We start from the raw sequence: 23,330 nt of genomic DNA on the forward strand, positions 1-23,330 counted from the left end.
AAAAAACTCAGGCCGCAGTCGGTAACCTCGCGCATACAGCCGGGCAGTGACGTCATCGTCTGCGCGGAAATGGACGAACAGTGGGGCTATGTCGGGGCTAAATCGCGCCAGCGCTGGCTGTTTTACGCGTATGACAGTCTCCGGAAGACGGTTGTTGCGCACGTATTCGGTGAACGCACTATGGCGACGCTGGGGCGTCTTATGAGCCTGCTGTCACCCTTTGACGTGGTGATATGGATGACGGATGGCTGGCCGCTGTATGAATCCCGCCTGAAGGGAAAGCTGCACGTAATCAGCAAGCGATATACGCAGCGAATTGAGCGGCATAACCTGAATCTGAGGCAGCACCTGGCACGGCTGGGACGGAAGTCGCTGTCGTTCTCAAAATCGGTGGAGCTGCATGACAAAGTCATCGGGCATTATCTGAACATAAAACACTATCAATAAGTTGGAGTCATTACCGCCAGGGTCAAGATGGGTTGTCCCAGTTTTTCCCACAGTGCAAGGCGGTATTCGCTGCTGGGTTGCCCGGTTTCCTGCAAATAATGGATGTAATGATTAAGTTGACGGACAGAAAAAGTATTTCCCGGCATCGATAACTCTTCAAGATTCATACTGGTGAAGGCCGATTGCCAGGGAAGATTATCAGATGTTTCCTGCGTTTCTTTGCCATTCAGCCATTTTTTATGATTCACACCATGCAGGATCCACGTTTTGTCGTCTTCAATGGTAGCACTGCGCGCATAAATGTAGGATTCGAGCGAGAGATCATCGCGGTAATGAAATATCTCCACGTCCACCGGCTGGCCCTGCTCGTTCAGCGATTTCACCGTCACAAATTCATTACCACGCCTGGCCCACAGCATATTGCCGGTAATGTCATCGTCCTCCCCCAACGCAGTGGCAGTCGATTTGATTTGCAGCGCCTGTTGCTGCAATGGCGACGCCACCCACTCATCTATCGCGCCTAATGAAACAGTCCACAATATCCCGGCAACCAGCGCCACCAGTGCAATACGGAAGATAGAAAACCCCGTGCTGCGAATGGCGGTAAGCTCACTGTTTTTCGATAACTGCCCCAGGCCGACAATCCCTCCCAATAAGGCGATAAACGGCGAAAGTTCGACCAGTGTGCGCGGTAAGGTCATCAGCACCACCAGCACCGCCTGAGTCCAGCGATAACCACCCGGGCTGACATCATCCAGTTCGTTAATCAGGTTGAAGGTGGTAAAAAGCGGCAGCAATAGCCCTGCGGCGGCGGCAAAACCGAGAAAGAGATGACGGATTAAATAGCGACTGAAAACATTCATCGGGAAAATTTCTGCAGCAAAGAGAAGTCGCGTGCGACCAACATCAGCAGGCCCATTAGCATGAGTCCGGGTACTAACCACAAACCAGGAATGAGGGGAATCGCGCCGTTAGCCACCAGCGTACGGCAGACGTCGCCGCCATAAAAAATGGCAACAAACAGCAACGTCAGTGGCAATAACGTTGAAAATCGCCCTTGCCGCGGTTTTACCCGACTTAATGAAATGGCCAGCAGCGCCATCAACAATGCTGTCAGGCCACGGCTTTGTCGCCATTGCAGTTCGGCATGATCGGCAGGAAAGGCGGAGCGCGCCAGCTCCGTGACCGATTTTGCTTTGCGTTTGACGTTAGGGCTTTGATCCAGCGGATTCAGATGTAATTGCAGATTACGGTAGATCTGTTCGTTGTCGTCACGCCCCTGATGATCGAGAAGATAGGCGGTCCCGTTATGCAACATAACGGTCGGTTTCTCAGGTGATGGGTCAACCACATCAACCGAACGGGCGCGGAAAATGCGGGTTCGATTAGCAGTAGAAGTATAAATCAGCGCATCAGTCAGGCGATTATTATCCTGATCAACCGTCTGCGAAAGGATCATTCGTCCGTTATCGTTAGTGTTAAATTTCTTTGCCCGCAACTGGCGAACATCCAGCTCCGACTGTGACTGTTGCTCCAGTTGATAAATCTGCGCATAAGCCCACGGACGACCATACATCGACAGAAGGGTGACAAAAATACTTAGCGGTATCGCCAGATAAAGAACGGCTTTGTACAAGCGTCCCGGACTGCCCCCCGCCGCAGAGATAGCGGTAATTTCCGAGTCGGTATACATCTGCCCTAGCGTCACGCCAACTGACACATACAGTCCAACAGGTAACAACATCTCCAGTGCAATCAGCACTTTGTAGAAAACGATATCCAGCACAACATCAAGAGCTAATGTCCCATTTGCCGCTTCGGTCAGATAACGCTGTGCGGAGTAGCTGGCGAAAATAAAGATCAGAAAACCGACGATAATCAGCACCAGACGGCGCGTACCACGCATGATGTAGTGTTCAACCAGCTTCATCTCACTAACGCCCTCAATCCTTTGAATTTTTATTCATTGATCAGCTTCTGCGCCAGCGCAATGACATGATCTACCTCTTCCGGCGTCAGGCTGCCGTCCTTTGCCCACTGAATTTGCCCGGTTTTATTCAGCACCAGAATGGTTGAACTCTGCTCCTGCAAGTGCCAGGCAACGCGTCCCTGTCCATTGCCGTCAATAACGAATTGCGCCCATGGATAGCGGCGTTTATTTTTTTCGATTTTGCCAACGACAAAATAGCCGGTACCAAAGATGGCATCATCAGTGTTCACAATGGTGGTGGGCTGAAAACGATCCTGCGGAAAGTTTGCCGCTTCAACTGCTTTAATTAACAGTGAGTTCTTTTTCTTCGCCGACTTACGCCCGGCGATATACTGAATAATGCGAACTTTTCCCGCCAATTGGGTGCTGTTCCACTTTTGGTAGTGAATTTCGTCGTCGCTATTCCGAAGCAGCTCGCCGCCTTCCTGGATATAAACGGGGGTAACCGTTTTGCCAGTGACGAAATTGTGTGCCTGCACACCCGGGGCTAAGAGCATGATAATCAGCGCAATAATCAAACGAGATGACATCATTGCTCCGGTTATAGCGGAAAACGCGAAATCAGCAGTTCTAAGCGCTGGCGAATATCGCTATCCAGCGCCATCGGTGCATCATACGACTGGCGGTTTTCCATATCATCCGCCACCATGTCGTCGTGTTTATCCCCCATCAGGCCATTAATGGCGGCGAGGAAGCGGGAAATCTGTAACGCTTCTTTATTTTCAGGATCAAGCGATCTTAGGGTGTCGTAATAAGAAACCTGCTGGCTGATGATTTTTCGCACATCATGAAATTCCCTGCCGGTTAGTCGCGGTTTGGCAATTATCTCTTTCAGGGTATGCATTTGCTTTTGCCGATAGGCAATAAAACCGCTTACGCTTTCTAACTGGCTATGGCGTAATGAATAGTTCACCAACGACCAGACCGGAGAGCTTAAATAAACCCGTAACAGGTTGCCGTAATACGACACAATATTTTTCTTACCGTTACGAAAGCCGTCCTGAAAACGCCCCAAAAAAACGGTCGTTTTGCCGAATAAAAATCCGGCCTGATGCTTCTTTAAATACAGCCGTTGCGCAAAACGCAGGTGCTTGTAGCGCGCTCGCATGTATTTAAATTGTTTGCGCTCATCAGCAGTCAGCTCATCGCCTTTGGCCTGTTTGCATATTAAACGCAGTAACTCCTGGCGATTGACGCCATTGAGCCAGAATTGCAGGCATAACGCGTAATTATCATGGATGATTTCGGTGGTACAACTTAGTGCGATAGTCGGCGGCAAACTGACCTGTGCATCAACGACATCATCTTCTTCAATCGCAACAAATAGACGCTCGCTCGCCTCTAGCGGGAAATATTTTCTCATCATCAGGATTTCTCTCCGGCTGCGTTATAAAGCAAGGAATGGCGCTGAAAAAATGCCTTTAAGGTCGGAATTAGCGAAAGCACCACATCCAGACATTGACCACCGAAATAAGCAAACGCTGCTCCCAGCACGCCAAACAGATGACAGAACATGAACAGCAATACGATGTAGCCGATTGAGGCGATGGTTTGCGCCACGAGAAAAGCGCGCTGTTTTCCCGCCATCAATAGCAATGACTCCTGAGGGAAGCCCAGCATCGAGATCACAATTGCGCCCAGCATCACCTGAATCAGGTCATACGCTTCGAGATACTTAACGCCAAACACCAGCGAAATGAGCGGCTTGCCGACAATCAACACCGCGAGCGCCACCAGAATACCGATTCCGCCCGCCAGTAAACCTGACTTCACGCCTAACAACCACGGTCTGGTGGTACGCGGATCTAAACGCATCACCTCTGGGTAAAAACTTTTGCCCAGTAAACCCGCTGGCGTTCCGGCGGCGTCGAAGAATGTCATGGCGATTTTAAATAACCCGGCGGCAGCGGGTCCTAACACGATCCCCACCAACACTGTGCTGCACGAATTACGCGCCGACCAGATGGAATGGGCAATGTTGGTTGACCAGACAAAACTCCACGCGCCTTTGATGTGTCGGGCAGACTCAAACAGATTCAATTTGAACGCGTTATGGATATTTCTGCGGCGTAATTCACGTGCGGCAAACCACCAGTACATGGTGCCGCCAACAAGATTCGAGGCGTACCAGGCAATAACAAAACCCGCAAAACCAAAGTCAAAATACCAGGCAACGACGCTCCCCGCTGCGCGCAGAAAAGGTTTCGTCGCTTGCTGTACAGCAATTAGATCGAAGCGATCTACCGCACGCAGAATGCCGGTCGGCGTGGAGGAAGCCATTGAAGGAATGAGCGTGCAATACAGCGCTGCCAGCCAAAAGCTTTGGTCATCCAGACCTAATGAATGGGAAAGAAAAGGGAGTAAGGCAATGCCGCCGACAATCGCCACCGCGCCGCTGACGATATCCAGCGAGAAGGAAAATGAGACGACATTGCGGAATTGCTGCGGATTATTGTTGGTTAATGCTGGTGTTCCGTACTGAACCACCAGCTGCCATGTCTGAAACTTAATAAAATCGCTGATCGACTTGGCGTACGATTGTACAATCACCAGTACGCCAAACATGGCGGGCGTCATCCCTTTACCGGCACACGAGAGCGCCAACAGACCCAGCAAAGCGCTCACGACATTACTGGAGCCTAACCAGGCGCTATTGCGAATAATGGTGCGAAACGCGCCATCTGCAAACCAATGTTTGATGTTAAAACCCGCCAATTCAGCCTGACCTTATCGTTGATAGTAAAAAGTATCCCGCCAGCCTTAAGTTAAACTTCGGCGGTCAGAAACGATGGCAACCAGAGAAACCGCCTTCTGTGCCTGTTCCAGCACTTCGCTGTAGGGCGCTCTGGAATCAATCTCAAGAATTTTTGTGCCGTTATAGCCAATCGTCGACATGACGCCGATTTTGTCCTGCAGCTCGGCATAGTCATGGTCAGGCTTGCGGGAGATGGCAGTATCAATATCAATCCCCAAACGAATGATTAATTCAGGACGGTATTGCGCCATTTGTTGGTATAAACGCCGTTCGCGCTGCGCCAGAAACATGCTGATTTTCCCGGTCGCACGTTCGACGCCGATCCCCGGTCCGTCATAATAAAAGCCCGAAATTTCAGCCTGCGGGAAGCGATCGCTGACCACCAGAACGCCACTTTGCGCCAGTCGCTGAACCTTGCGTAGATTCGCCATTCTTCGCAGCGAGAAGCAGTACATAATCACCGCCGCCCATAGCGCTGGAGATTTGGTTTTCATGCTTTGGGTTTTCGAGGATTTGGCCGCCAGTCGCCGTTCGAGCCAGACGCCAACCAACGGCAATCGTTTGATTTTGTCGCCGTCTTCGCCCGAGAGCAGCCCCAGATAGCGCCGCTCGGTTTGCCAGTGTTGTTGCAGCGATTTCACCAGGTCGGTGGTCAGTGTGGATTTACCGGTGCCATCACACCCGACCACCGCAATCAGCCCCGGAATGTAGTTGGGCTGCGGCGCGGTTGTACTATTAACAGTTTGTGTTTGTAGTGCGTCCATTCGTTAAATCATCCCCTATCCATTTTGGTGATCAGGAAAGCGCGGCGTGAATTGCGCGTAGTGACGCTTGCAGAATTTCATCGGCGGGTTGCCGACCATCCAGTTCAAGGATCTTTGCGCCATTAAATGTCAGTTGCGGCGTAACGGCGATTTTTTCCTGTAACGCCGCCAGTTGGTGGTCAGGTTTACGCGCAAACGCGGTTTGTTCATCAATGCCAAGACGAATCAACAATACGGGCAAATAAGACGCCATCCATTGGTACAGCTTCAGCTCGCGCTGCCTTAACATTTTTATCCAACCGTTACCGCCCGTGGTTTTTGCCAATTGCGGGCCATCAAAGCGAAAACCCGGCACTTCAACCTGCGGGTAGCGGTCGGTGATGAGCAGATAGCCTTGCTGGCTTTTACACAACATTTTGCGAAACTTGTACGCCCGCCAGCAGGAAAGCAGATAGATAACCAGCGCAGTAATATTGCCAGGTGGTGTGGAGGGCTTTTCGTGCACATGTGCCGCTTTACTTCGCAGATAACGCCCAAAAGGTGCGCCAATAACAGGGAGCTGTGAAATCCATTCGCCAATTCGCCCGGACGATTGCCCGAGATAAATGTGTTCTGTTGGCATTGTTGCTGCCAGTTCATTTACCAGGCTTGCCGTGAGGGTCGATTTACCTGAACCATCACATCCTACAATGGCAATAACACGCACTGGCGTGGAATTAATTATTGACATATTACGTTGATTCACGAAAAACCCGGCAGCAAATAATGTATTGAATATTACGTGGTCCGTGCTCAGAATATCCGTTCAACCTTATTGTGACAATGGTTAATTGTGACATTAACCTGAATTACGCTTTCATAAAAACATATTAATCAAATAAATATTTTGGATGGATATTTAAATTTAAGGATATATTCATGCAGTCAATAACACCTCCATTAATTGCCGTTATTGGTAGCGATGGTTCAGGCAAGTCAACGGTGTGTGAACATCTTATTACCGTTGTCGAAAAATATGGTGCTGCCGAAAGAGTTCATTTAGGAAAACAGGCCGGAAATGTCGGTCGTGCAGTGACAAAATTACCGTTGATGGGAAAGTCTCTGCACAAGACTATTGAAAAAAATGAAGTGAAAACGGCAAAAAAATTGCCGGGTCCGGTTCCGGCCCTGGTGATCACCGCTTTCGTCGCCCGCCGACTGTTACGCTTTCGTCATATGCTCGCCTGTCGTCGTCGCGGGCTGATTGTCTTAACCGATCGTTATCCTCAGGACCAAATTCCTGGCGCTTACGATGGTACGGTGTTCCCACCTAACGTTGAAGGCGGCCGGTTTGTCTCATGGCTGGCAAGCCAGGAACGTAAAGCATTTCACTGGATGGCGAGCCATAAGCCTGATCTGGTCATCAAACTCAATGTTGACCTTGAAGTTGCCTGCGCGCGTAAACCCGACCATAAACGGGAATCGCTGGCGAGGAAGATTGCCATAACGCCACAGTTAACCTTTGGCGGTGCACAACTGGTTGATATCGACGCCAATCAGCCACTGGAAAAGGTGCTGGTTGATGCAGAAAAAGCGATTACGGATTTTATGACCGCGCGTGGTTATCACTAGTCAAAAATGGAAATGCCCGATCGCCAGGACCGGGCATTTTCAGGAAGGTTAAATCAACTGCAATGCTATCCAGTACAACCCACCAGAAAGAAAAATCGCCGCCGGTAAAGTAAACACCCACGCCATCAGGATGCTGGTTACCGTTTTACGCTGTAACCCACCGCCGTCCACCACCATCGTCCCTGCTACCGCAGACGAGAGGACGTGTGTTGTGGAGACGGGCATCCCAATATAACTGGCAAGGCCGATAGACACTGCCGCCGTCATTTGTGCCGCCATGCCTTGCGCATACGTCATGCCGCGCTTACCAATCTTCTCACCGATGGTCATCGCTACACGACGCCAGCCAATCATGGTGCCAATGCCGAGCGCCAGAGCTACTGCCATGATGATCCACACCGGAGCGTACTCAATGGTGCTTAACATATCGCTGCGCAGTTTTTTCAGCAGGTTCTGGTCTTCTTTACTGACGCCTGGCAGTTTCGCCAGCTTCGCGGAGGTATCAGAGATGCACAGCATAATGCGGCGCAGCTGGCTGCGCTGACTCACGCTTAACGGCTCGTAACTTTCCATATTGCCTGGCAGCATCGTTTTAACGCGCGCAATCGCATCAAAGGTATTTGCCGGATGACAGTGAAACTCCGTTACTTGCGTGCCATCAGTCGATGCCGCAGGCAATGGAGGTTCCATCGCAATCAACTTCTGCGGCAGTTCAGGATGCTGTTGCAGGTAGTGTTCGAAGTTGGTGACGGCATCGCGGGTACGGGTAATTTCATAGCCGGACGCATTCATATTGACGACGAAACCAGCAGGGGCAATCCCCACCAGTACCAGCATCACCAGGCCGATCCCTTTCTGCCCGTCGTTAGCACCGTGCGAAAACGCCACGCCCGCAGCGGAAACAATCAGCGCAATACGCGTCCAGAATGGTGGCTTCCGTTTGCCTTTTTTCTTTTTGCGATCTTCCGGAATGCGGTGAATACGGTCACGCTTTTTCGTCCCGCTCCAGTAGCGGCGCAGCAGGAATATCAGGCCTCCCGCAATGACCAGGCCGACGATAGGGGAAACAATCAGCGAGGAGAAAATTTTGGTCACTTCACGCAGGTTTAACGCATCCATCACCGATGAGCCGGTTAACAGCGCGTTGGTTAAACCGATGCCGATAATCGCACCAATCAAGGTATGCGAACTGGAGGCCGGTAAACCAAAGAACCACGTTCCCAGGTTCCAGATAATCGCCGCCAGCAGCATGGAAAAGACCATCGCCAGGCCGTGAGTTGACCCCATATTCAGCAACAAATCGGTTGGTAACATATGGACAATGGCATAGGCAACGCTAAGTCCGCCTAGCAATACGCCAAAAAAGTTAAAAAATGCCGCCATCACCACGGCAAGCTGTGGCTGCATGGCTCGAGTATAAATAACGGTTGCCACCGCATTCGCCGTGTCATGAAAACCATTGATTGCTTCGTAGAACAACACAAATGCCAGAGCAAGTAATAACAAAAGCCCCGTGTATATATCAAGGCCAACAAATAAATTTAGCATATATTAGATTACGCCATTTTGAATTTACGAACGGACGCATTATCAGTGACTTTAACGGCATGGGCAAAGTGAAATATCTTTTTTTAACGATAAAAAGAGTGTTATTTCTTGTGTATCAGACAATAAGCATTCATTCAAAATCTTTAGAAATAATCAAAACACAGGTATTCCACTGGTTAATATATTCATATATTAAATAAATAAATATTGAAATATATAAACGTTGAATGTTTTGATTAATCCCCGTACTGATTATTCTTCATAATCAGTACGGGGTTGCTACAACATGTATTACTCTTTCACCACAATTAGCGGTTCAATATCACTCTCTTTTTTGATGACCAGTGATTCATCACCGCGCAAACACGTCCCACCGTAGTTGCCGCCAACGGTGAAGGTACATACCTGAATGTATTTACCGTCCACTTTCGGCAAACACCACAGTTGCTGATAGATGTTTTTCTGCTCGGCAAATTTACCGCTGGTTTTGTCCAGCACCTCTTCATGATGGCTGACGAGGTCGATGTTACTGCCACAGCGACCGGCGATCGGTTTCACTGCATAACCGGTTTTCACCAGTTCATCATTCACGGAGAAATCGGTATCCAGCAGGTAACGATGGTGCGGGAACAGCGACCAGAGGATCGGCAGAATCGCTTTGTTGCCGGGGATCACTGTCCACAGAGGTTCAAAGACCAGCACTTCCGGGCGCAGCAATACGTCGATAAGACGCACTTCATTTTGCGGATGACCGGTACGGATCGGCACCGCAGCAAACTCACGGTCGCTAACTTCACGAATCTGATCAAACGCGGTTTCCCACGCCCAGGTTTTCCACACGCAGTTAACCAGTCGCCCTTCCCCATCAATCAGTTGCCCGGCAGCATCCCAGCCCAGTTCATCCAGCCCGCGCAAGATACGCGTTTCAAAGCCCGCCTGGTGCAGCGCCTGCTCCATAAACTGCGCGTGATAGTTTTCCTCGATATCTTTGTCCTGCATGATATGGACAAACGGACGTGCACGACTGTGTTTCCAGGCACCAGCCAGTTCGTTAATCAGCCCTTCCGCCGGATTGAAGCCGTTGCCTTTATAGCCCTGCTCCGCCCAACGTTCGAGGATCAAGCCAGCTTCGGTATGACAGGAGGCGGAGTCGGCGTTGTATTCGTAGACCTTCAGGCCACGTTCGTCCATACAGAAATCCATACGACCGGTGATCATATGGTGACGGCGACGCTGCCAGGAGAGACGCAAACGTGGCCAGAGGATTTTTGGGATGTCGAACAGCGCCAGCAGGTTGTCATCTTTCAGCACCTTGTCGGTTGCGTGAAGATACATCAGGTGCAGTTCGTTGGTGGCTTTAATCAGCTCCTGCTCTGCGCTCTCGGTAATGGTGTAGTAATGATACGGATCCTGATTGATCACCTGACCGTTGGCCTGCACATAGGCGTTTTGTAGCGGATCTTTTTCATCCAGCCATTTACCGTCAAACTGGCCTTTGTTTTCCAGGCGCGCTCCGCTGATTTTCAACAGCTCGCCTGCAATTTCCGGCTGCGGTAAGCTGTATTCAGTATCTTCCGTCTGGATCATCCAGCCGAGAATGGTGGTGTCATCAAAAGTGTCTTTAAGGGTATAGCAGCCGTTTTCGACCACCATCTCCAGCTCGCGCGTCCACTGTTGCCCTTGCGGTAACGGGGAATGAATCACGTTCTGTTCCGCAATACGGACTTTGTTGCCATGCAATTGGGTAATGATGGCGACATGACCAGTGTCTTTAAATTCACCGCCTTTATCCCAGATAAGAAGCGCACCCGCGACCGGCGCACGCGGCGAGCCGTTAGGAAATGCCTGCAATGGCAGGATGTTGTCATTAACCACTTCACGCAGGAAGCGCAGCGAGAAAATCTCCCACGCCATACCCACGTCAGTGAAGACCACACCGTAATTCAGAAAGAGAAAACGGCGAGCAAATTCAACGCATTGCCATTTGTGGCCCATATATTCGTCGTCGATATAGCTACGGAATACGGCGTCATCTTCGTATTCCTGCGGATCGAGAGAACTGTAATCTGAAGAGTAGATTGCTACCCCACCTGGGGCGTAGCCCAATAATGTCCCGAACGGGGCATCCTGGCTGGTCGTTCCTTTGCTCATCACTTTACCTTTAACAATACAACCTAAGCAGTTGGCGTAATTGTTGTGCTCTGATTACCTGCTCAGCGACATTAACCGGACAGAGGTCAGACTAATCATACACCTCATCGCAGCGGCTGGCGCAAAGGGTTAAAAAATTCACATTCTGTACAGCAAGTGACCTGCTACACTGCTTCAACACTACCACTCAGAAGGCAACTCACTATGACAGACAACACTTATCAGCCCGCGAAAGTCTGGACGTGGGACAAATCCGCCGGCGGCGCGTTCGCCAATATCAATCGCCCGGTTTCTGGTCCGACGCATGAAAAAACGCTGCCCGTTGGCAAACACCCATTGCAACTTTATTCGCTGGGAACGCCGAACGGTCAGAAAGTAACGATTATGCTTGAGGAGCTGCTGGCGCTGGGCGTTACTGGTGCAGAGTACGACGCCTGGCTGATTCGTATTGGCGATGGCGATCAATTCTCCAGCGGCTTTGTCGAAGTGAACCCAAACTCGAAGATCCCGGCGCTGCGCGATCATACGCATAATCCGCCGATCCGCGTGTTTGAGTCTGGATCGATTCTGCTTTATCTGGCGGAGAAATTTGGCTACTTCCTGCCGCAGGATCTGGCAAAGCGTACTGAAACGATGAACTGGCTGTTCTGGCTACAGGGGGCTGCACCGTTCCTCGGCGGTGGTTTTGGTCACTTTTACCATTACGCGCCGGTGAAAATTGAGTACGCCATCAATCGCTTTACCATGGAAGCCAAGCGCCTGCTCGACGTGCTGGATAAGCAACTGGCGCAGCATAAGTTTGTTGCAGGCGATGAGTACACCATTGCGGATATGGCGATTTGGCCGTGGTTTGGCAACGTGGTGTTAGGCGGCGTGTATGATGCCGCAGAGTTTCTGGATGCGGGAAGTTATAAACACGTACAACACTGGGCGAAAGAAGTGGGCGAACGTCCGGCAGTGAAGCGTGGGCGTATTGTTAACCGCATCAACGGACCGCTGAACGAGCAGTTGCATGAACGCCATGACGCCAGTGATTTCGAGACGAATACGGAAGATAAGCGTCAGGGGTAAGGGTTGGTATTCGTCGCAGCAAGCCATCCAGGCCGGATAAGGCGTTCACGCCGCATCCGGCAATCGAGCACAATGCCTGATGCGACGCTGCCGCGTCTTATCAGGCCTACAAAAGCTAATCATCACGCGCTGGTAATGTCGTAATCCATTTGGCGCAGCGCGTCTAATGTGGCTTTGGCTTCATCTTCGTCGATGATGCTCATGGCAAATCCGACGTGTACCAGTACCCACTGGCCCAGCAGATCGGCAGGGTTACCTTCACAAATCAGGGCGATATTCACGTCGCGCTTGATACCACATACTTCAACCTGCGCAAGCTGGTGAATATCTTCACCGACAGCCAGCACCTGGCCTGGAACGCCAATACACATTGTTAACTCCGGTTATTCAACTTCAATACTTTTGACGATTAGCGAATCGCCGGTATCGACACGCAACCGCTCGCCATGACAGATCGGACACTGCGCATCGTGCTGATGAATCTCCACCACCTGGCTGCAATCCCAGCACCAGGCCTGGGCGGGTTTATAGACGATATGTAAATCGCACCCTTGCGCCACCGTTCCGTGGCAGACAATTTCAAAACTAAAACGGACGGCGCTCTCCTCAACGCAGGAGAGCGCACCAATTTCCAGCCACACGGCGGTGACGCGCTTAACATCGTGCTGCTCCGCCTGCCGTTGGATAATTTCAACGGCGCTCTGGCAAAGCGACAACTCATGCATTTTCGCCACTCCTGCGGCCAAATAGCAGGGCACGACGCCCTGCGTGTGGTACATCCGGATTGGTGACTGGCAGCGAAAGGAGCATTCGGGCGCAGTCATCCGTCAGCCGTTGGCCCTCTTCAATCGACATGCTGTGCGAAAGCGGCGACATCAGCGAGCAGGAGAGGTATTGCGAAACACCATCCAGTTCACCAACAGTAAAGGTCATAGTGCCATACGGCAGTTGCAGACCAATTTTTTCACTCACTTTGCGCAGCGGCCAGAGTTGATCCGGGCCGGGGAAGATAACTGCACTCAGCATCCACGGGGTGATCACACACCCCGTCCACTGACCTTCGAACAGCGTAAAGTCAGAAACATACACCGGCATTGAAGGATGCAGAAAAGAGAGATCATGCATCGAACGCCGGGCAATTTCTTCAAAAGCTGCCTGTACTTGCGCCTTCGGGGAGGTCTGGAAACCTGCTATCTCTTCAGTCATGAATCGCCTCCCGTGGGATGGCTTCCACGCCTGATTCACGCAGCGCAGCCAGAACCTGCTCAAGCGCAGGTTCAATCATCGCTTCGACCGTCGGCGTCAAGCCAATGTGCGGCTCCAGTGATTCCGGGATCACGCCGACCAGGGTCAGCTTTTTCGGAAACTCACCGGTGAAGCGCAGGGCCGACAATACGTCGGCCAGGCCAAGCTGATGCGGAGAGATTTTGTTGGTAAACAACGCCGGAACTTCTTCATCTCGCAGGATCATCATCGTTCCCGGCGCGTTCTTTTTCGAGACAATGGCATCCGCAATAATCAGATGATCGCGATTTGCCATGTCGCCAAGCAGCTCCATTCCCGCCGTTCCGCCATCGAGGATCTCAACATAATCCGGCAGAATGTATCGTTGCTCTAACGCTTCAACAATTCGCACACCGATGGCTTCATCGGTCAGCAAAATATTGCCAACCCCTAAGACTAAAATACGCATTACAGAACCTTCACTGAAACCACTTCGTTGCCGTCGGCATCCACTACGTGTACCGCACAGGCCATGCACGGGTCGAAGGAGTGAATGGTACGCACCACTTCCAGCGGTTTATTCGGATCGGCAACCGGTGTACCCACCAGCGACTGCTCGTAAGGACCGACGTCATCATTGAAGTTACGCGGGCCAGAGTTCCAGGTTGATGGAACAACTGCCTGGTAGTTACTGATAATACCGTCTTTGATCACCATCCAGTGAGAGAGCATACCGCGCGGTGCTTCAAGGAAACCAACGCCTTTGAACTCACCTGTAGCCGGAATGTTCGGCTTCACAAAGGTGGTGTGATCGCCTTTGCCGATATTGGTGATCAGTGCACTGTATTGATTTTGCAGGATATCCTGCAATTCGCAGCAGTGAACGGTACGACCAATAATACGGCCCAGCGTGGAGTGCAGCTGCGCCACTTCCAGCGTGTTGCCAGTCAGTTTCTGATAAATCGCAACGATTTCATTCAGTTTGTTCTGGGTAGACTCGCGTCCTGCCGCCAGTTTCACCAGCATGTTAGCCAGCGGACCCACTTCTACCGTTTTGCCGTAGAAAGTCGGTGATTTCACCCAGGAATATTTACCGTCGTCAGACCAACCATCATAAGCCGGAATGGTGGTACCTTCCCACGGTGCCTGCGGCGCTTCGTCTTTATACCAGGAGTGCTTCGCGCTCTCCTGAATGCCTTTAATCAGGTATTCATCGGAGTGGGAAGTGATCGGGCGATACGAGGACAGATCCGCATTCTCAATGTAGCCGCCCGGGAACAGGAAGCTGCCGTTTTTGCTGTCGGTCGGGAATTCCGGCACGCTCAGGTAGTTCACCGCACCTTTACCGCGCGTCAGCCATTCCGGGTAGAACGCGGCGATAACTGCGGTATCAACCTTGTAAACCTGCTCAACAAAGTCGCTCAGTTTATCGATGAAAGACTTGATGTACATCAGGCGCTCAAGGTTCAGCACGCCCAGACCGTCGAGGTTGATCGGGTTAGCGACCCCACCTACTGCCAGGTTCTGAATGTGCGGCGTTTTACCGCCCAGCAGCGCCACGACGCGGTTAGCGTCACGCTGGCACTCCAGCGCCTGCAGGTAGTGCGCTACCGCAATCAGGTTCACTTCCGGCGGCAGTTTCATCGCCGGGTGACCCCAGTAGCCATTGGCGAAAATCCCCAACTGACCGCTGGCAACCAGATCTTTAATCTTGTTCTGAACTTTGGTGAACTCTTCCGGACTGTTCAGATGCCAGGTCGAAACGCCTTTCAGCATTTCAGAGGCTTTGGTTGGGTCAGCTTGCAGTGCAGAAGTGATGTCCACCCAGTCCAGCGCCGAGAGCTGATAGAAATGAACGATATGGTCATGCGTGGTGTGCGCAGCCAGAATGATGTTACGGATGTATTGCGCGTTAACCGGAACGTCGATATTCAGTGCACTTTCTGCCGCACGAACGGAAGAGAGCGCGTGAGTAGTCGTACATACGCCACAGATACGTTGCACAATCATCCATGCATCGCGCGGATCGCGGTTTTTCACGATCTCTTCCATGCCGCGCCACATGGTACCGGAAGCCCATGCTTTCGAAACGACGCCATTTTCGATTTCGCAATCGATGCGTAAATGCCCCTCAATACGGGTTACCGGATCAATAGTAATTCTCTGGCTCATGCTTTGCTCGCCTCATGACGATTATGATCGTTTTGTTTTAAAGGAGGAAGTATCGGCAGTAGACGAATGAGTACGATGTAAGCGCAAATCTCAATAGCCACAAAACCAATAGAAATCAACAGTTCTTCCCAGGTCGGGAAGTAGGCGTAACCGCCGCCCGGGTTGAATGCCACCAGCGAATAGGTCAGACGCCAGGTTGCACAACCTAACAGCGCGCTCAGTGCTGACAGGAACAGCATGCGGGAATCATTACGCAGCTTCGCCACACGCAGAACGACCAGCGGGAAGAGCATCAGCAGGACTTCAATCCAGAACATCGCGGAGTAGAAGTCACCGGCAAACGCTAACGACAGCTTGTCGCGATAGATAAGCTCGCCAAAGCGCAGCACGATGAAAATCGCCAGCAACACACTGATGGTGTTGGTCAGCTTGACGAACAGGCTCTTTTCATCTGGACCATTGCCACGCAGACCCGCCTGCACCAACGAACCTTCAAAGATGACAATCGAGAAGCCCATGATGAACGCCGTCAGCAGCGAGAACAGCGGCAACATTTCATAGCTCTGCCACAACGGATGCACTTTGTAGCCCGCCGAGATCATCAGCGACCCCATTGAAGACTGGTGCATAGTTGGCAGCAGCGCACCGAGCGCGATAATGAAGAACATCACCTTGTTCAGACGCTGTAGCGACACCTTCCAGCCCAATCGTTCAAACAATGCCGGAGCAAACTCCAGTGCCATCACGCCGATGTAGATGGTCATACAGACCGCCGTCTCGAACAGTACCGAGTTCACGTTGAAGTGACCCGGAATGTAGAAGTACGGCAGGTTCCAGTAGCGACCCACGTCGATAGTGATCGACAAGCCACCCAGTGAATAACCAAACAGACTCGCCAACAGCGCCGGACGCACCAGCGGATGGTATTGCCCACGGTTAAAGACGTATACTGCCCACGCCAGCGCCCAGCCGCCACAGGCAAAGCCGGTACCGATCAGCAGGTCAAACGCGATCCACACGCCCCACGGGAAGCCGCCGTTCAGGTCGGAGACAGAGCCCAGACCGAACACCAGACGCTTCACAATCAGGAGCATACAGATGACGATTAACGGTCCAAAAATCATGACCGGTTTACTGATGATTTTGCCGCCCAGCGGTTGTGGATCATGACTCATGATCGTCTCCTCCGTCGTGATGGTCGTTTTTAGTGTTGCGACGAACCAGCACGGTTAAGCCCGCCAGCACAGCCAGTGGTAGCATCATGCCTTTATACAGGGTGTGTTGGACATGTTCGGAACGCGCACCAGTAGAAAGATCGTCCAGTTTCGGCAGGTCGAGATTTTCATAAGGCACACCCGTCAGTACCAGAACCTGAGTACCGCCGCCCTCTTTCTCGCCGTACAGATGCGGATAATATTTCGGCACCGTATGCAGGTAAGTGTCGCCAGATTTCAGCGTCTGACGCGGATAGTGGTATTCGCTGCCCGGCTTCAGCGCCAGACGTTTTTTCGCCTCCGCCATCAGCTCTTCACGCGTACCAAAAATCACCGCGCCCGCCGGGCACACTTCTACGCAGCCAGGCAGACCGCCTTTATCAAGACGTTCCACACCTTTCTGGTTGCACAGTTCACACTTATGCAGCGCACCAAATGGGTTGTTGTAGTCGTACTTCGGCACGTTGTATGGGCAGGCGACCATGCAGTAACGGCAGCCGGTGCACACATCTTTGTCGTAATGGACAATACCGGTTTTCGGATCTTTTTTCAGTGCAGAGACCGGGCACACAGAGACACAGTTCGGATCGACGCAGTGCATACACTGTTTCTTAATGTACGCGTAGCCATTCTCCTCCTGGTCTTTGTTGACCCCTGTGCCGCTGGTCCACACCTGAATGATGTTATTGGTATACGGCGACAGTTTGTCGTTGTTCGACCAGGTCTGTTCCCCTTGCGGGTTACGTTCAGGGAAGTTGATATCCTGACACTTGGTGACGCAAGCCTGGCAGCCTACGCACAAGGTCGAGTCGTACAACATCCCCAGCGATCCCGGAATTGGCGGGCGGTTTTCAGCAGCCGCATGACTGACAGACGGCAGCGCGCCCGTCAGCAATGCCCCGCAGGAGGCTGCTTTAATAAAATTACGTCTGTTCACGGTTATTCTCCCCGTGAGTCAGCGTTATCTTTCTTTTGCTGACGACCCAGTTCACGCACCGCCATCACGCTGACACCGGCAACCAGCCCAACCACACCGCCGAGCAAACCAATAGCGCCCGCAGAGACGTTGCCGCCTTCTTTAGCGTTAACGTCCGGTTTCTGTGAACGCGGAGTCTGATTTTCGACGTTGGCAAGCTGATGGATGCCTTTATGGAAGCCGATACCTTCTTCGTTACAGCCATAGCACGGGTGACCAATCGCCACCGGCCACACACCGCCAACGTCACAGAATTGCAGCGTTGAGCAATTGCCGTAAGTTTCTGGCCCTTTACAGCCGAGGTGGTACAGGCACCAGCCTTCGCGGTGGCCTTCATCACCGAACTCTTTGGCAAAACGACCAGCATCGAAGTGCGGGCGACGTTCGCAGTGTTCGTGAATCAGACGGCCATAGGCGAAGGTCGGACGGTTTTTGTCATCCAGTTTCGGCGGCTTGCCGTAAGTGATGATGTGCGCAACGGTCGCGAGGAAGTTGTGCGGGTTCGGCGGGCAGCCCGGAATATTGATAACGGTTTTGCCTGGCAGAACTTCTTGCAGGCTGACTGCGCCAGTTGGGTTAACTCCAGCTGCGGCAACACCGCCCCACGCAGAGCAGGAACCGATAGCGATAATGGCTGCTGCGCCTTCCGCCGCTTTACGGATGTGATCCACAATCGGCTCACCGGCAACCATGCAATAAATACCATTATCTTTTAATGGGATGGAACCATCCACCACTAACACATACTGCCCTTTGTACTTCTCGAGAGCGTTATGTTTGTTCTCTTCGACCTGATGACCGAAGGCGGCGGAAAGCACTTCGTGATACTCCAGAGAGATAGTCTCCAGCACGAGGTTTTCTACCGTTGGATGCGTTGCACGAAGCAGAGATTCCGTACAACCGGTGCACTCCTGCGCGCCAATCCAGATAACTGGCGGACGCTGCGGGTTAGTAACCGATTCGGCCATCTCTGCAGCGGCTTTGCTACTTAACCCCATGGTGGCGGCTAATGCTGCACAAAGCTTCATGAAATCACGACGGTTAATGCCGTGAGAATGGATGAGGGTGTTATCTCCAGTCATTTATAGTTATTCCGTTGCGAAGACCTGGCATATATTTTGCCTCAATCGCAAAATCAATAATGCGATCGATGCGCCATTTACCACACATTTATTATGGTTATCGATATCATGATACTGCGGCGGGGCGCTAAAACGAAGGGAAGAAGCATTAGTGTAATTAATTAAAGCAAGATAATACGTATGTTTGATCAATTTTCGAGGCGATAACCGGCCATAAAAAAGCGCAACGTAGAACAGGAATTATTCTCACGAAAGAAATCCATTACCATCTCTTTATCCAGTCCATAGCGGCGCGTCAGAATACCCGCTTCCCAGGCGCTAAGCTGGCGATCTCCGGTCTTTTCGTACATCCGGTGTGAGTAGCCTAATACAAAACCGCGTTTATAATCGGCACAGTATTTTGTCACATTAACCGCACTGTCGGCATGCGTTGCTTTTAATCCCGCCATTAAGCCTTTACCAAAATGGTTATTCATCGTTCACCTCATTCGCTATATATTGACGTATATAGCGATATTTTAGGCAAAGAACGACATTTGCGCACGCTATTTTTTCATGCTTGTTTAAGACGTAATCCTGTAAGAGATAAACCCATCAGGAGAGATATTTATCGAACCATTTCAGCGTCCTTTGCCAGGCAAGATCGGCGGCAGATTTGTCATAACGGGGCGTGGAATCATTATGGAATCCGTGATTAACCCCCGGATATATATACGCCTCATAGACCTTATTATTGGCTTTCAACGCCGCCTCGTAAGCAGGCCAGCCCTCGTTGATTCGGGTGTCCAGTTCCGCGTAGTGCAACAGTAAAGGCGCTTCAATCTTCGCCACATCGGCAGTGGGTGCCTGACGACCATAAAACGGCACCGCGCAGGCCAGTTCCGGGTAAGCGACCGCTGCCGCGTTCGATACGCCACCGCCATAGCAAAATCCAGTAATACCCACTTTGCCTGTCGCTTGCGGATAGCTTTGCATAAACTCAATCGCGGCAAAGAAATCATTCATCAGTTTGGTTGGATCAACCTGCTGTTGCAGCTCACGACCTTTATCATCATTACCCGGATAACCTCCAACGGAACTTAAGCCGTCAGGTGCCAGGGCGATATATCCCGCCTTCGCCACTCGCCGCGTCACATCTTCGATATACGGATTCAGCCCTCGATTCTCATGCACCACTACCACGGCTGGCGTTTTGCCGCTCATTTTTGCGGGCTTCACCAGATAACCCCGTACCTCGCCGTGACCATTTGGCGAGGGATACGTGATGTACTCTGCAACAATTTCCGGGTCGGTAAACTCTACCTGAGTCGCCAGCGCATAATTTGGCTTGAGCAAATCAAACAGCGCTAATGCCGTCATCCCGCCCACCGCATACTTCGCCGCAAGGTTGAGGAACTCACGTTTCGAGATTTTCCCGTGAGCGTAATAGTCGTAGTAATCCAGCAACTCTTGTGGGAAATCTTTGGCGGTTAAACGCGGCATCGTTGCACTCCTCAACTGGTGTTTTTTTAAGCAAAGCATAAGCGCGTGTTTTTGCCCAGTTTTTCGTCACTCTGTGAGCCAGACTACGGGATACGCGCTGGCGAATCGCTAAACTAGAAACATTGTTTCGAAATTGAACGATGGAAAGGAGAGGTCATGGTCTGGTTAGCGAATCCCGAACGTTACGGGCAGATGCAGTACCGCTATTGCGGAAAAAGTGGTTTACGCCTGCCCGCGTTATCGCTCGGTTTATGGCACAATTTCGGTCACGTTAACGCGCTGGAATCACAGCGTGCGATCCTGCGTAAAGCGTTTGATTTAGGCATTACGCACTTTGATTTAGCCAACAATTACGGGCCGCCTCCAGGAAGCGCAGAAGAGAACTTTGGTCGCCTGCTGCGCGAGGATTTTGCCGCTTATCGCGATGAACTGATTATCTCTACCAAAGCCGGATACGATATGTGGCCCGGCCCGTACGGCTCTGGCGGCTCACGTAAATACCTGCTCGCCAGCCTCGACCAAAGCCTGAAGCGTATGGGGCTTGAGTATGTCGATATCTTTTACTCTCATCGCGTCGATGAAAATACGCCGATGGAAGAAACCGCCTCTGCGCTGGCTCATGCGGTACAAAGCGGTAAGGCGCTGTATGTCGGGATCTCCTCTTACTCGCCAGAGCGGACGCAAAAAATGGTTGAGTTGCTGCACGAGTGGAAAATTCCGCTGTTAATTCATCAACCTTCGTACAATTTACTGAACCGCTGGGTGGATAAAAGCGGCCTGCTGGATACCCTGCAAAATAACGGCGTGGGCTGCATTGCCTTTACTCCACTGGCTCAGGGATTGCTGACCGGAAAATATCTCAACGCTATTCCGCAAGATTCACGGATGCATCGTGAAGGGAATAAAGTTCGTGGTCTGACGCCGAAAATGCTCACCGAAGCCAACCTCAACAGCCTGCGCTTATTGCATGAAATGGCACAGCAGCGTGGACAATCAATGGCGCAAATGGCGTTAAGCTGGTTGCTGAAAGATGAGCGAGTGACGTCGGTATTGATTGGAGCCAGCCGCGCGGAGCAACTTGAGGAGAACGTGCAGGCGCTGAATAATCTGACATTTAGCACCGAGGAGCTGGCGCAGATTGATCAGCATATCGCCGATGGAGAGCTGAATCTGTGGCAGGCGTCTTCCGATAAATGACCTGTTAATAACGGGCGCGAGAACCGCGCCCGAATCAGATCAGTGATTATGACGAGTCAGTCGGTCAAGATAGCCCATCACAAATGCAGAGAGCACAAACGTCAGATGGATAATGACGTACCACATCAGTTTGTTATCAGGGACATTTTTCGCATCCATAAAGACGCGCAGTAAGTGAATGGAAGAAATTGCCACAATCGACGCTGCTACTTTGTTTTTCAGCGACGTTGCGTCCATTTTCCCCAGCCAGTTCAGCTTCTCTTTGTTCTCGGAGATATCCAACTGCGAGACGAAATTCTCATAACCGGAAAACATCACCATCACCAGCAAACCGCCAACCAGTGTCATATCCACCAGCGACAGCAACACGAGGATCAAATCTGATTCCGCCATCGAGAAGATATTCGGCAGTACGTGAATAATCTCCTGGAAGAACTTCAGCGCCAGGGCAACTAACGCCAGCGAAAGGCCAAAGTACACGGGGGCAAGCAGCCAGCGAGAAGCATACATTGCATTTTCAAGAAAACGTTCCATACATTCCTGTCGTGTAGTTAAAACGGGCAACAGTATATCGCAATTGAGTAAACAGCACGCAACAGCAAATCAACATATACGTTAAACCTTTGTCGCATAAATCCGAAGTTTAGGGATCTTCCTGGTTCCCTTATCAACGCATCGAGAGCGTCTACCCTTAAAGGACGTTGAACCTGAAGGGAGAAAAACGATGTCTCATTTAAAAGACCCGACCACGCAGTATTACACTGGTGAATATCCCAAACAGAAACAACCGACGCCAGGCATCCAGGCGAAGATGACACCGGTACCGGATTGCGGCGAGAAAACCTATGTTGGTAGCGGTCGCCTGAAAGATCGTAAAGCACTGGTGACAGGGGGCGATTCCGGAATCGGTCGCGCTGCCGCCATTGCTTACGCGCGTGAAGGGGCTGACGTGGCGATCAGTTATCTTCCCGTAGAAGAACAAGACGCTCAGGATGTGAAAAAGATCATTGAAGAATGCGGACGCAAAGCCGTCCTGCTGCCAGGCGATTTAAGCGATGAGAAATTCGCCCGTTCGCTGGTTCACGAAGCGCACAAGGCGTTAGGCGGGCTGGATATTATGGCGCTGGTCGCCGGGAAACAGGTTGCCATTACTGATATTGCAGACCTCACCAGCGAACAGTTTCAAAAGACCTTTGCCATTAACGTTTTCGCGCTGTTCTGGCTAACCCAGGAAGCGATCCCCCTGCTACCGAAAGGTGCCAGTATCATCACCACTTCGTCAATCCAGGCATACCAGCCAAGCCCGCATTTACTGGACTATGCGGCTACGAAGGCGGCGATTCTGAACTACAGCCGTGGCCTGGCAAAACAGGTCGCGGAGAAAGGTATTCGTGTGAATATTGTCGCACCTGGCCCGATCTGGACAGCACTGCAAATTTCCGGCGGGCAAACGCAGGATAAGATCCCGCAGTTTGGTCAGAAAACGCCGATGAAGCGTGCGGGGCAACCGGCGGAACTGGCCCCTGTATATGTTTATCTGGCAAGTCAGGAGTCGAGCTACGTCACCGCAGAAGTGCATGGCGTGTGCGGCGGCGAGCATTTAGGCTAAAAAAATGCCCGGTTGTGAAAAGCAACCGGGCATCATT

The 23,330-nt window shown here is 51.5% G+C and carries 23 protein-coding genes and 2 pseudogenes; 5 read left to right on the forward strand and 20 right to left on the reverse strand.

Going from position 1 to position 23,330, the window contains the following annotated elements; all coding sequences use genetic code 11:
* Nucleotides 1–447 (forward strand): annotated as a pseudogene (locus ACJHWT_RS00005) (IS1-like element IS1A family transposase); the annotation flags it as partial.
* An 8-nt stretch (nt 448–455) separates the two neighbouring features.
* Here the strand turns inward: ACJHWT_RS00005 and lptG are convergent.
* From lptG to ACJHWT_RS00040, 7 genes and pseudogenes are all read right to left on the reverse strand, one after another.
* Nucleotides 456–1,310: pseudogene (gene lptG / locus ACJHWT_RS00010) on the reverse strand (LPS export ABC transporter permease LptG); the annotation flags it as partial.
* Entirely contained in the window at nt 1,307–2,377 is a 1,071-nt protein-coding gene (gene lptF / locus ACJHWT_RS00015) for an LPS export ABC transporter permease LptF (RefSeq protein ID WP_000779645.1), read from the reverse strand. The gene lptF and the pseudogene lptG, both read right to left, overlap by 4 nt.
* Before the next feature lie 29 nt (nt 2,378–2,406).
* Nucleotides 2,407–2,967, reverse strand: coding sequence for a YtfJ family protein (locus tag ACJHWT_RS00020; protein WP_000098711.1), 561 nt, complete (start codon nt 2,965–2,967; stop codon nt 2,407–2,409).
* A gap of 11 nt (nt 2,968–2,978) precedes the next feature.
* Nucleotides 2,979–3,803 (reverse strand): hypothetical protein, encoded by an 825-nt coding sequence (locus ACJHWT_RS00025; protein ID WP_000984989.1) that lies wholly within the window; start codon nt 3,801–3,803, stop codon nt 2,979–2,981.
* The gene (locus ACJHWT_RS00030) at nt 3,803–5,152 is read right to left on the reverse strand and encodes a lipopolysaccharide biosynthesis protein (protein ID WP_000896872.1); all 1,350 of its coding nucleotides are present in this window, start codon (nt 5,150–5,152) and stop codon (nt 3,803–3,805) included. The genes ACJHWT_RS00025 and ACJHWT_RS00030 overlap by 1 nt, the downstream gene beginning before the upstream one ends.
* A 45-nt stretch (nt 5,153–5,197) precedes the next feature.
* Nucleotides 5,198–5,956: a hypothetical protein gene (locus ACJHWT_RS00035; protein WP_000339529.1), complete on the reverse strand. Its 759-nt coding sequence runs from the start codon at nt 5,954–5,956 to the stop codon at nt 5,198–5,200.
* Nucleotides 5,957–5,987: 31 nt separating this feature from the next.
* A complete protein-coding gene (locus ACJHWT_RS00040) occupies nt 5,988–6,701 on the reverse strand; it encodes a dTMP kinase (RefSeq protein ID WP_001076267.1) in 714 nt (237 codons plus the stop codon).
* A gap of 173 nt (nt 6,702–6,874) precedes the next feature.
* Between ACJHWT_RS00040 and ACJHWT_RS00045 the strand changes: the two genes are divergently transcribed.
* The gene (locus ACJHWT_RS00045; protein WP_001190763.1) at nt 6,875–7,567 is read left to right on the forward strand and encodes a dTMP kinase; all 693 of its coding nucleotides are present in this window, start codon (nt 6,875–6,877) and stop codon (nt 7,565–7,567) included.
* Nucleotides 7,568–7,615: 48 nt separating this feature from the next.
* Here ACJHWT_RS00045 and pitB read toward each other — a convergent pair whose 3' ends face one another.
* Both pitB and gss read right to left on the reverse strand, forming a co-directional pair.
* Nucleotides 7,616–9,115: an inorganic phosphate transporter PitB gene (gene pitB, locus ACJHWT_RS00050; protein WP_000933296.1), complete on the reverse strand. Its 1,500-nt coding sequence runs from the start codon at nt 9,113–9,115 to the stop codon at nt 7,616–7,618.
* A 291-nt stretch (nt 9,116–9,406) separates the two neighbouring features.
* Nucleotides 9,407–11,266, reverse strand: a complete 1,860-nt coding sequence (gss, locus tag ACJHWT_RS00055; RefSeq protein ID WP_001309761.1) for a bifunctional glutathionylspermidine amidase/synthase — start codon at nt 11,264–11,266, stop codon at nt 9,407–9,409.
* 204 nt (nt 11,267–11,470) lie between these two features.
* On the opposite strand from gss, the gene yghU reads away from it, so the two are divergent.
* Nucleotides 11,471–12,337: a glutathione-dependent disulfide-bond oxidoreductase gene (gene yghU / locus ACJHWT_RS00060; RefSeq protein WP_001318042.1), complete on the forward strand. Its 867-nt coding sequence runs from the start codon at nt 11,471–11,473 to the stop codon at nt 12,335–12,337.
* Between the two features lie 122 nt (nt 12,338–12,459).
* On the opposite strand, the gene hybG is transcribed toward yghU, so the two are convergent.
* From hybG to yghX, 10 genes are all read right to left on the reverse strand, one after another.
* Nucleotides 12,460–12,708 (reverse strand): hydrogenase maturation factor HybG, encoded by a 249-nt coding sequence (hybG, locus tag ACJHWT_RS00065; protein ID WP_000334896.1) that lies wholly within the window; start codon nt 12,706–12,708, stop codon nt 12,460–12,462.
* 12 nt (nt 12,709–12,720) lie between these two features.
* Nucleotides 12,721–13,062, reverse strand: coding sequence for a hydrogenase maturation nickel metallochaperone HypA (hypA, locus tag ACJHWT_RS00070; RefSeq protein ID WP_000544952.1), 342 nt, complete (start codon nt 13,060–13,062; stop codon nt 12,721–12,723).
* On the reverse strand, nt 13,055–13,543 hold the full coding sequence (hybE, locus tag ACJHWT_RS00075; protein WP_000134017.1) for a hydrogenase-2 assembly chaperone: 489 nt from the start codon (nt 13,541–13,543) through the stop codon (nt 13,055–13,057). The genes hypA and hybE overlap by 8 nt, the downstream gene beginning before the upstream one ends.
* Entirely contained in the window at nt 13,536–14,030 is a 495-nt protein-coding gene (locus tag ACJHWT_RS00080; protein ID WP_001221939.1) for a HyaD/HybD family hydrogenase maturation endopeptidase, read from the reverse strand. The genes hybE and ACJHWT_RS00080 overlap by 8 nt, the downstream gene beginning before the upstream one ends.
* Nucleotides 14,030–15,733, reverse strand: a complete 1,704-nt coding sequence (hybC, locus tag ACJHWT_RS00085; protein WP_000083065.1) for a hydrogenase 2 large subunit — start codon at nt 15,731–15,733, stop codon at nt 14,030–14,032. Before hybC ends, ACJHWT_RS00080 begins: the two co-directional genes overlap by 1 nt.
* Nucleotides 15,730–16,908, reverse strand: a complete 1,179-nt coding sequence (hybB, locus tag ACJHWT_RS00090) for a Ni/Fe-hydrogenase cytochrome b subunit (protein ID WP_000017701.1) — start codon at nt 16,906–16,908, stop codon at nt 15,730–15,732. The genes hybC and hybB overlap by 4 nt, the downstream gene beginning before the upstream one ends.
* Nucleotides 16,898–17,884, reverse strand: coding sequence for a hydrogenase 2 operon protein HybA (hybA, locus tag ACJHWT_RS00095; protein WP_001081868.1), 987 nt, complete (start codon nt 17,882–17,884; stop codon nt 16,898–16,900). The genes hybB and hybA overlap by 11 nt, the downstream gene beginning before the upstream one ends.
* 2 nt (nt 17,885–17,886) lie before the next feature.
* On the reverse strand, nt 17,887–19,005 hold the full coding sequence (hybO, locus tag ACJHWT_RS00100; protein WP_000145410.1) for a hydrogenase 2 small subunit: 1,119 nt from the start codon (nt 19,003–19,005) through the stop codon (nt 17,887–17,889).
* Between the two features lie 188 nt (nt 19,006–19,193).
* On the reverse strand, nt 19,194–19,481 hold the full coding sequence (yghW, locus tag ACJHWT_RS00105; protein WP_001059139.1) for a DUF2623 family protein YghW: 288 nt from the start codon (nt 19,479–19,481) through the stop codon (nt 19,194–19,196).
* A 118-nt stretch (nt 19,482–19,599) separates the two neighbouring features.
* Nucleotides 19,600–20,487, reverse strand: coding sequence for a YghX family hydrolase (gene yghX / locus ACJHWT_RS00110; RefSeq protein ID WP_001318043.1), 888 nt, complete (start codon nt 20,485–20,487; stop codon nt 19,600–19,602).
* Nucleotides 20,488–20,643: 156 nt separating this feature from the next.
* Between yghX and gpr the strand changes: the two genes are divergently transcribed.
* The gene (gene gpr / locus ACJHWT_RS00115) at nt 20,644–21,684 is read left to right on the forward strand and encodes an L-glyceraldehyde 3-phosphate reductase (RefSeq protein ID WP_000262143.1); all 1,041 of its coding nucleotides are present in this window, start codon (nt 20,644–20,646) and stop codon (nt 21,682–21,684) included.
* Nucleotides 21,685–21,723: 39 nt separating this feature from the next.
* Here gpr and ACJHWT_RS00120 read toward each other — a convergent pair whose 3' ends face one another.
* On the reverse strand, nt 21,724–22,218 hold the full coding sequence (locus ACJHWT_RS00120; RefSeq protein WP_000439331.1) for a TIGR00645 family protein: 495 nt from the start codon (nt 22,216–22,218) through the stop codon (nt 21,724–21,726).
* A 190-nt stretch (nt 22,219–22,408) separates the two neighbouring features.
* Between ACJHWT_RS00120 and yghA the strand changes: the two genes are divergently transcribed.
* The gene (gene yghA, locus ACJHWT_RS00125) at nt 22,409–23,293 is read left to right on the forward strand and encodes an NADP(+)-dependent aldehyde reductase (RefSeq protein ID WP_000018778.1); all 885 of its coding nucleotides are present in this window, start codon (nt 22,409–22,411) and stop codon (nt 23,291–23,293) included.
* Nucleotides 23,294–23,330: the final 37 nt, after the last annotated feature.

It is taken from the genome of Escherichia sp. WS338 (genome assembly GCF_046486405.1).
GTDB lineage: Bacteria > Pseudomonadota > Gammaproteobacteria > Enterobacterales > Enterobacteriaceae > Escherichia > Escherichia coli.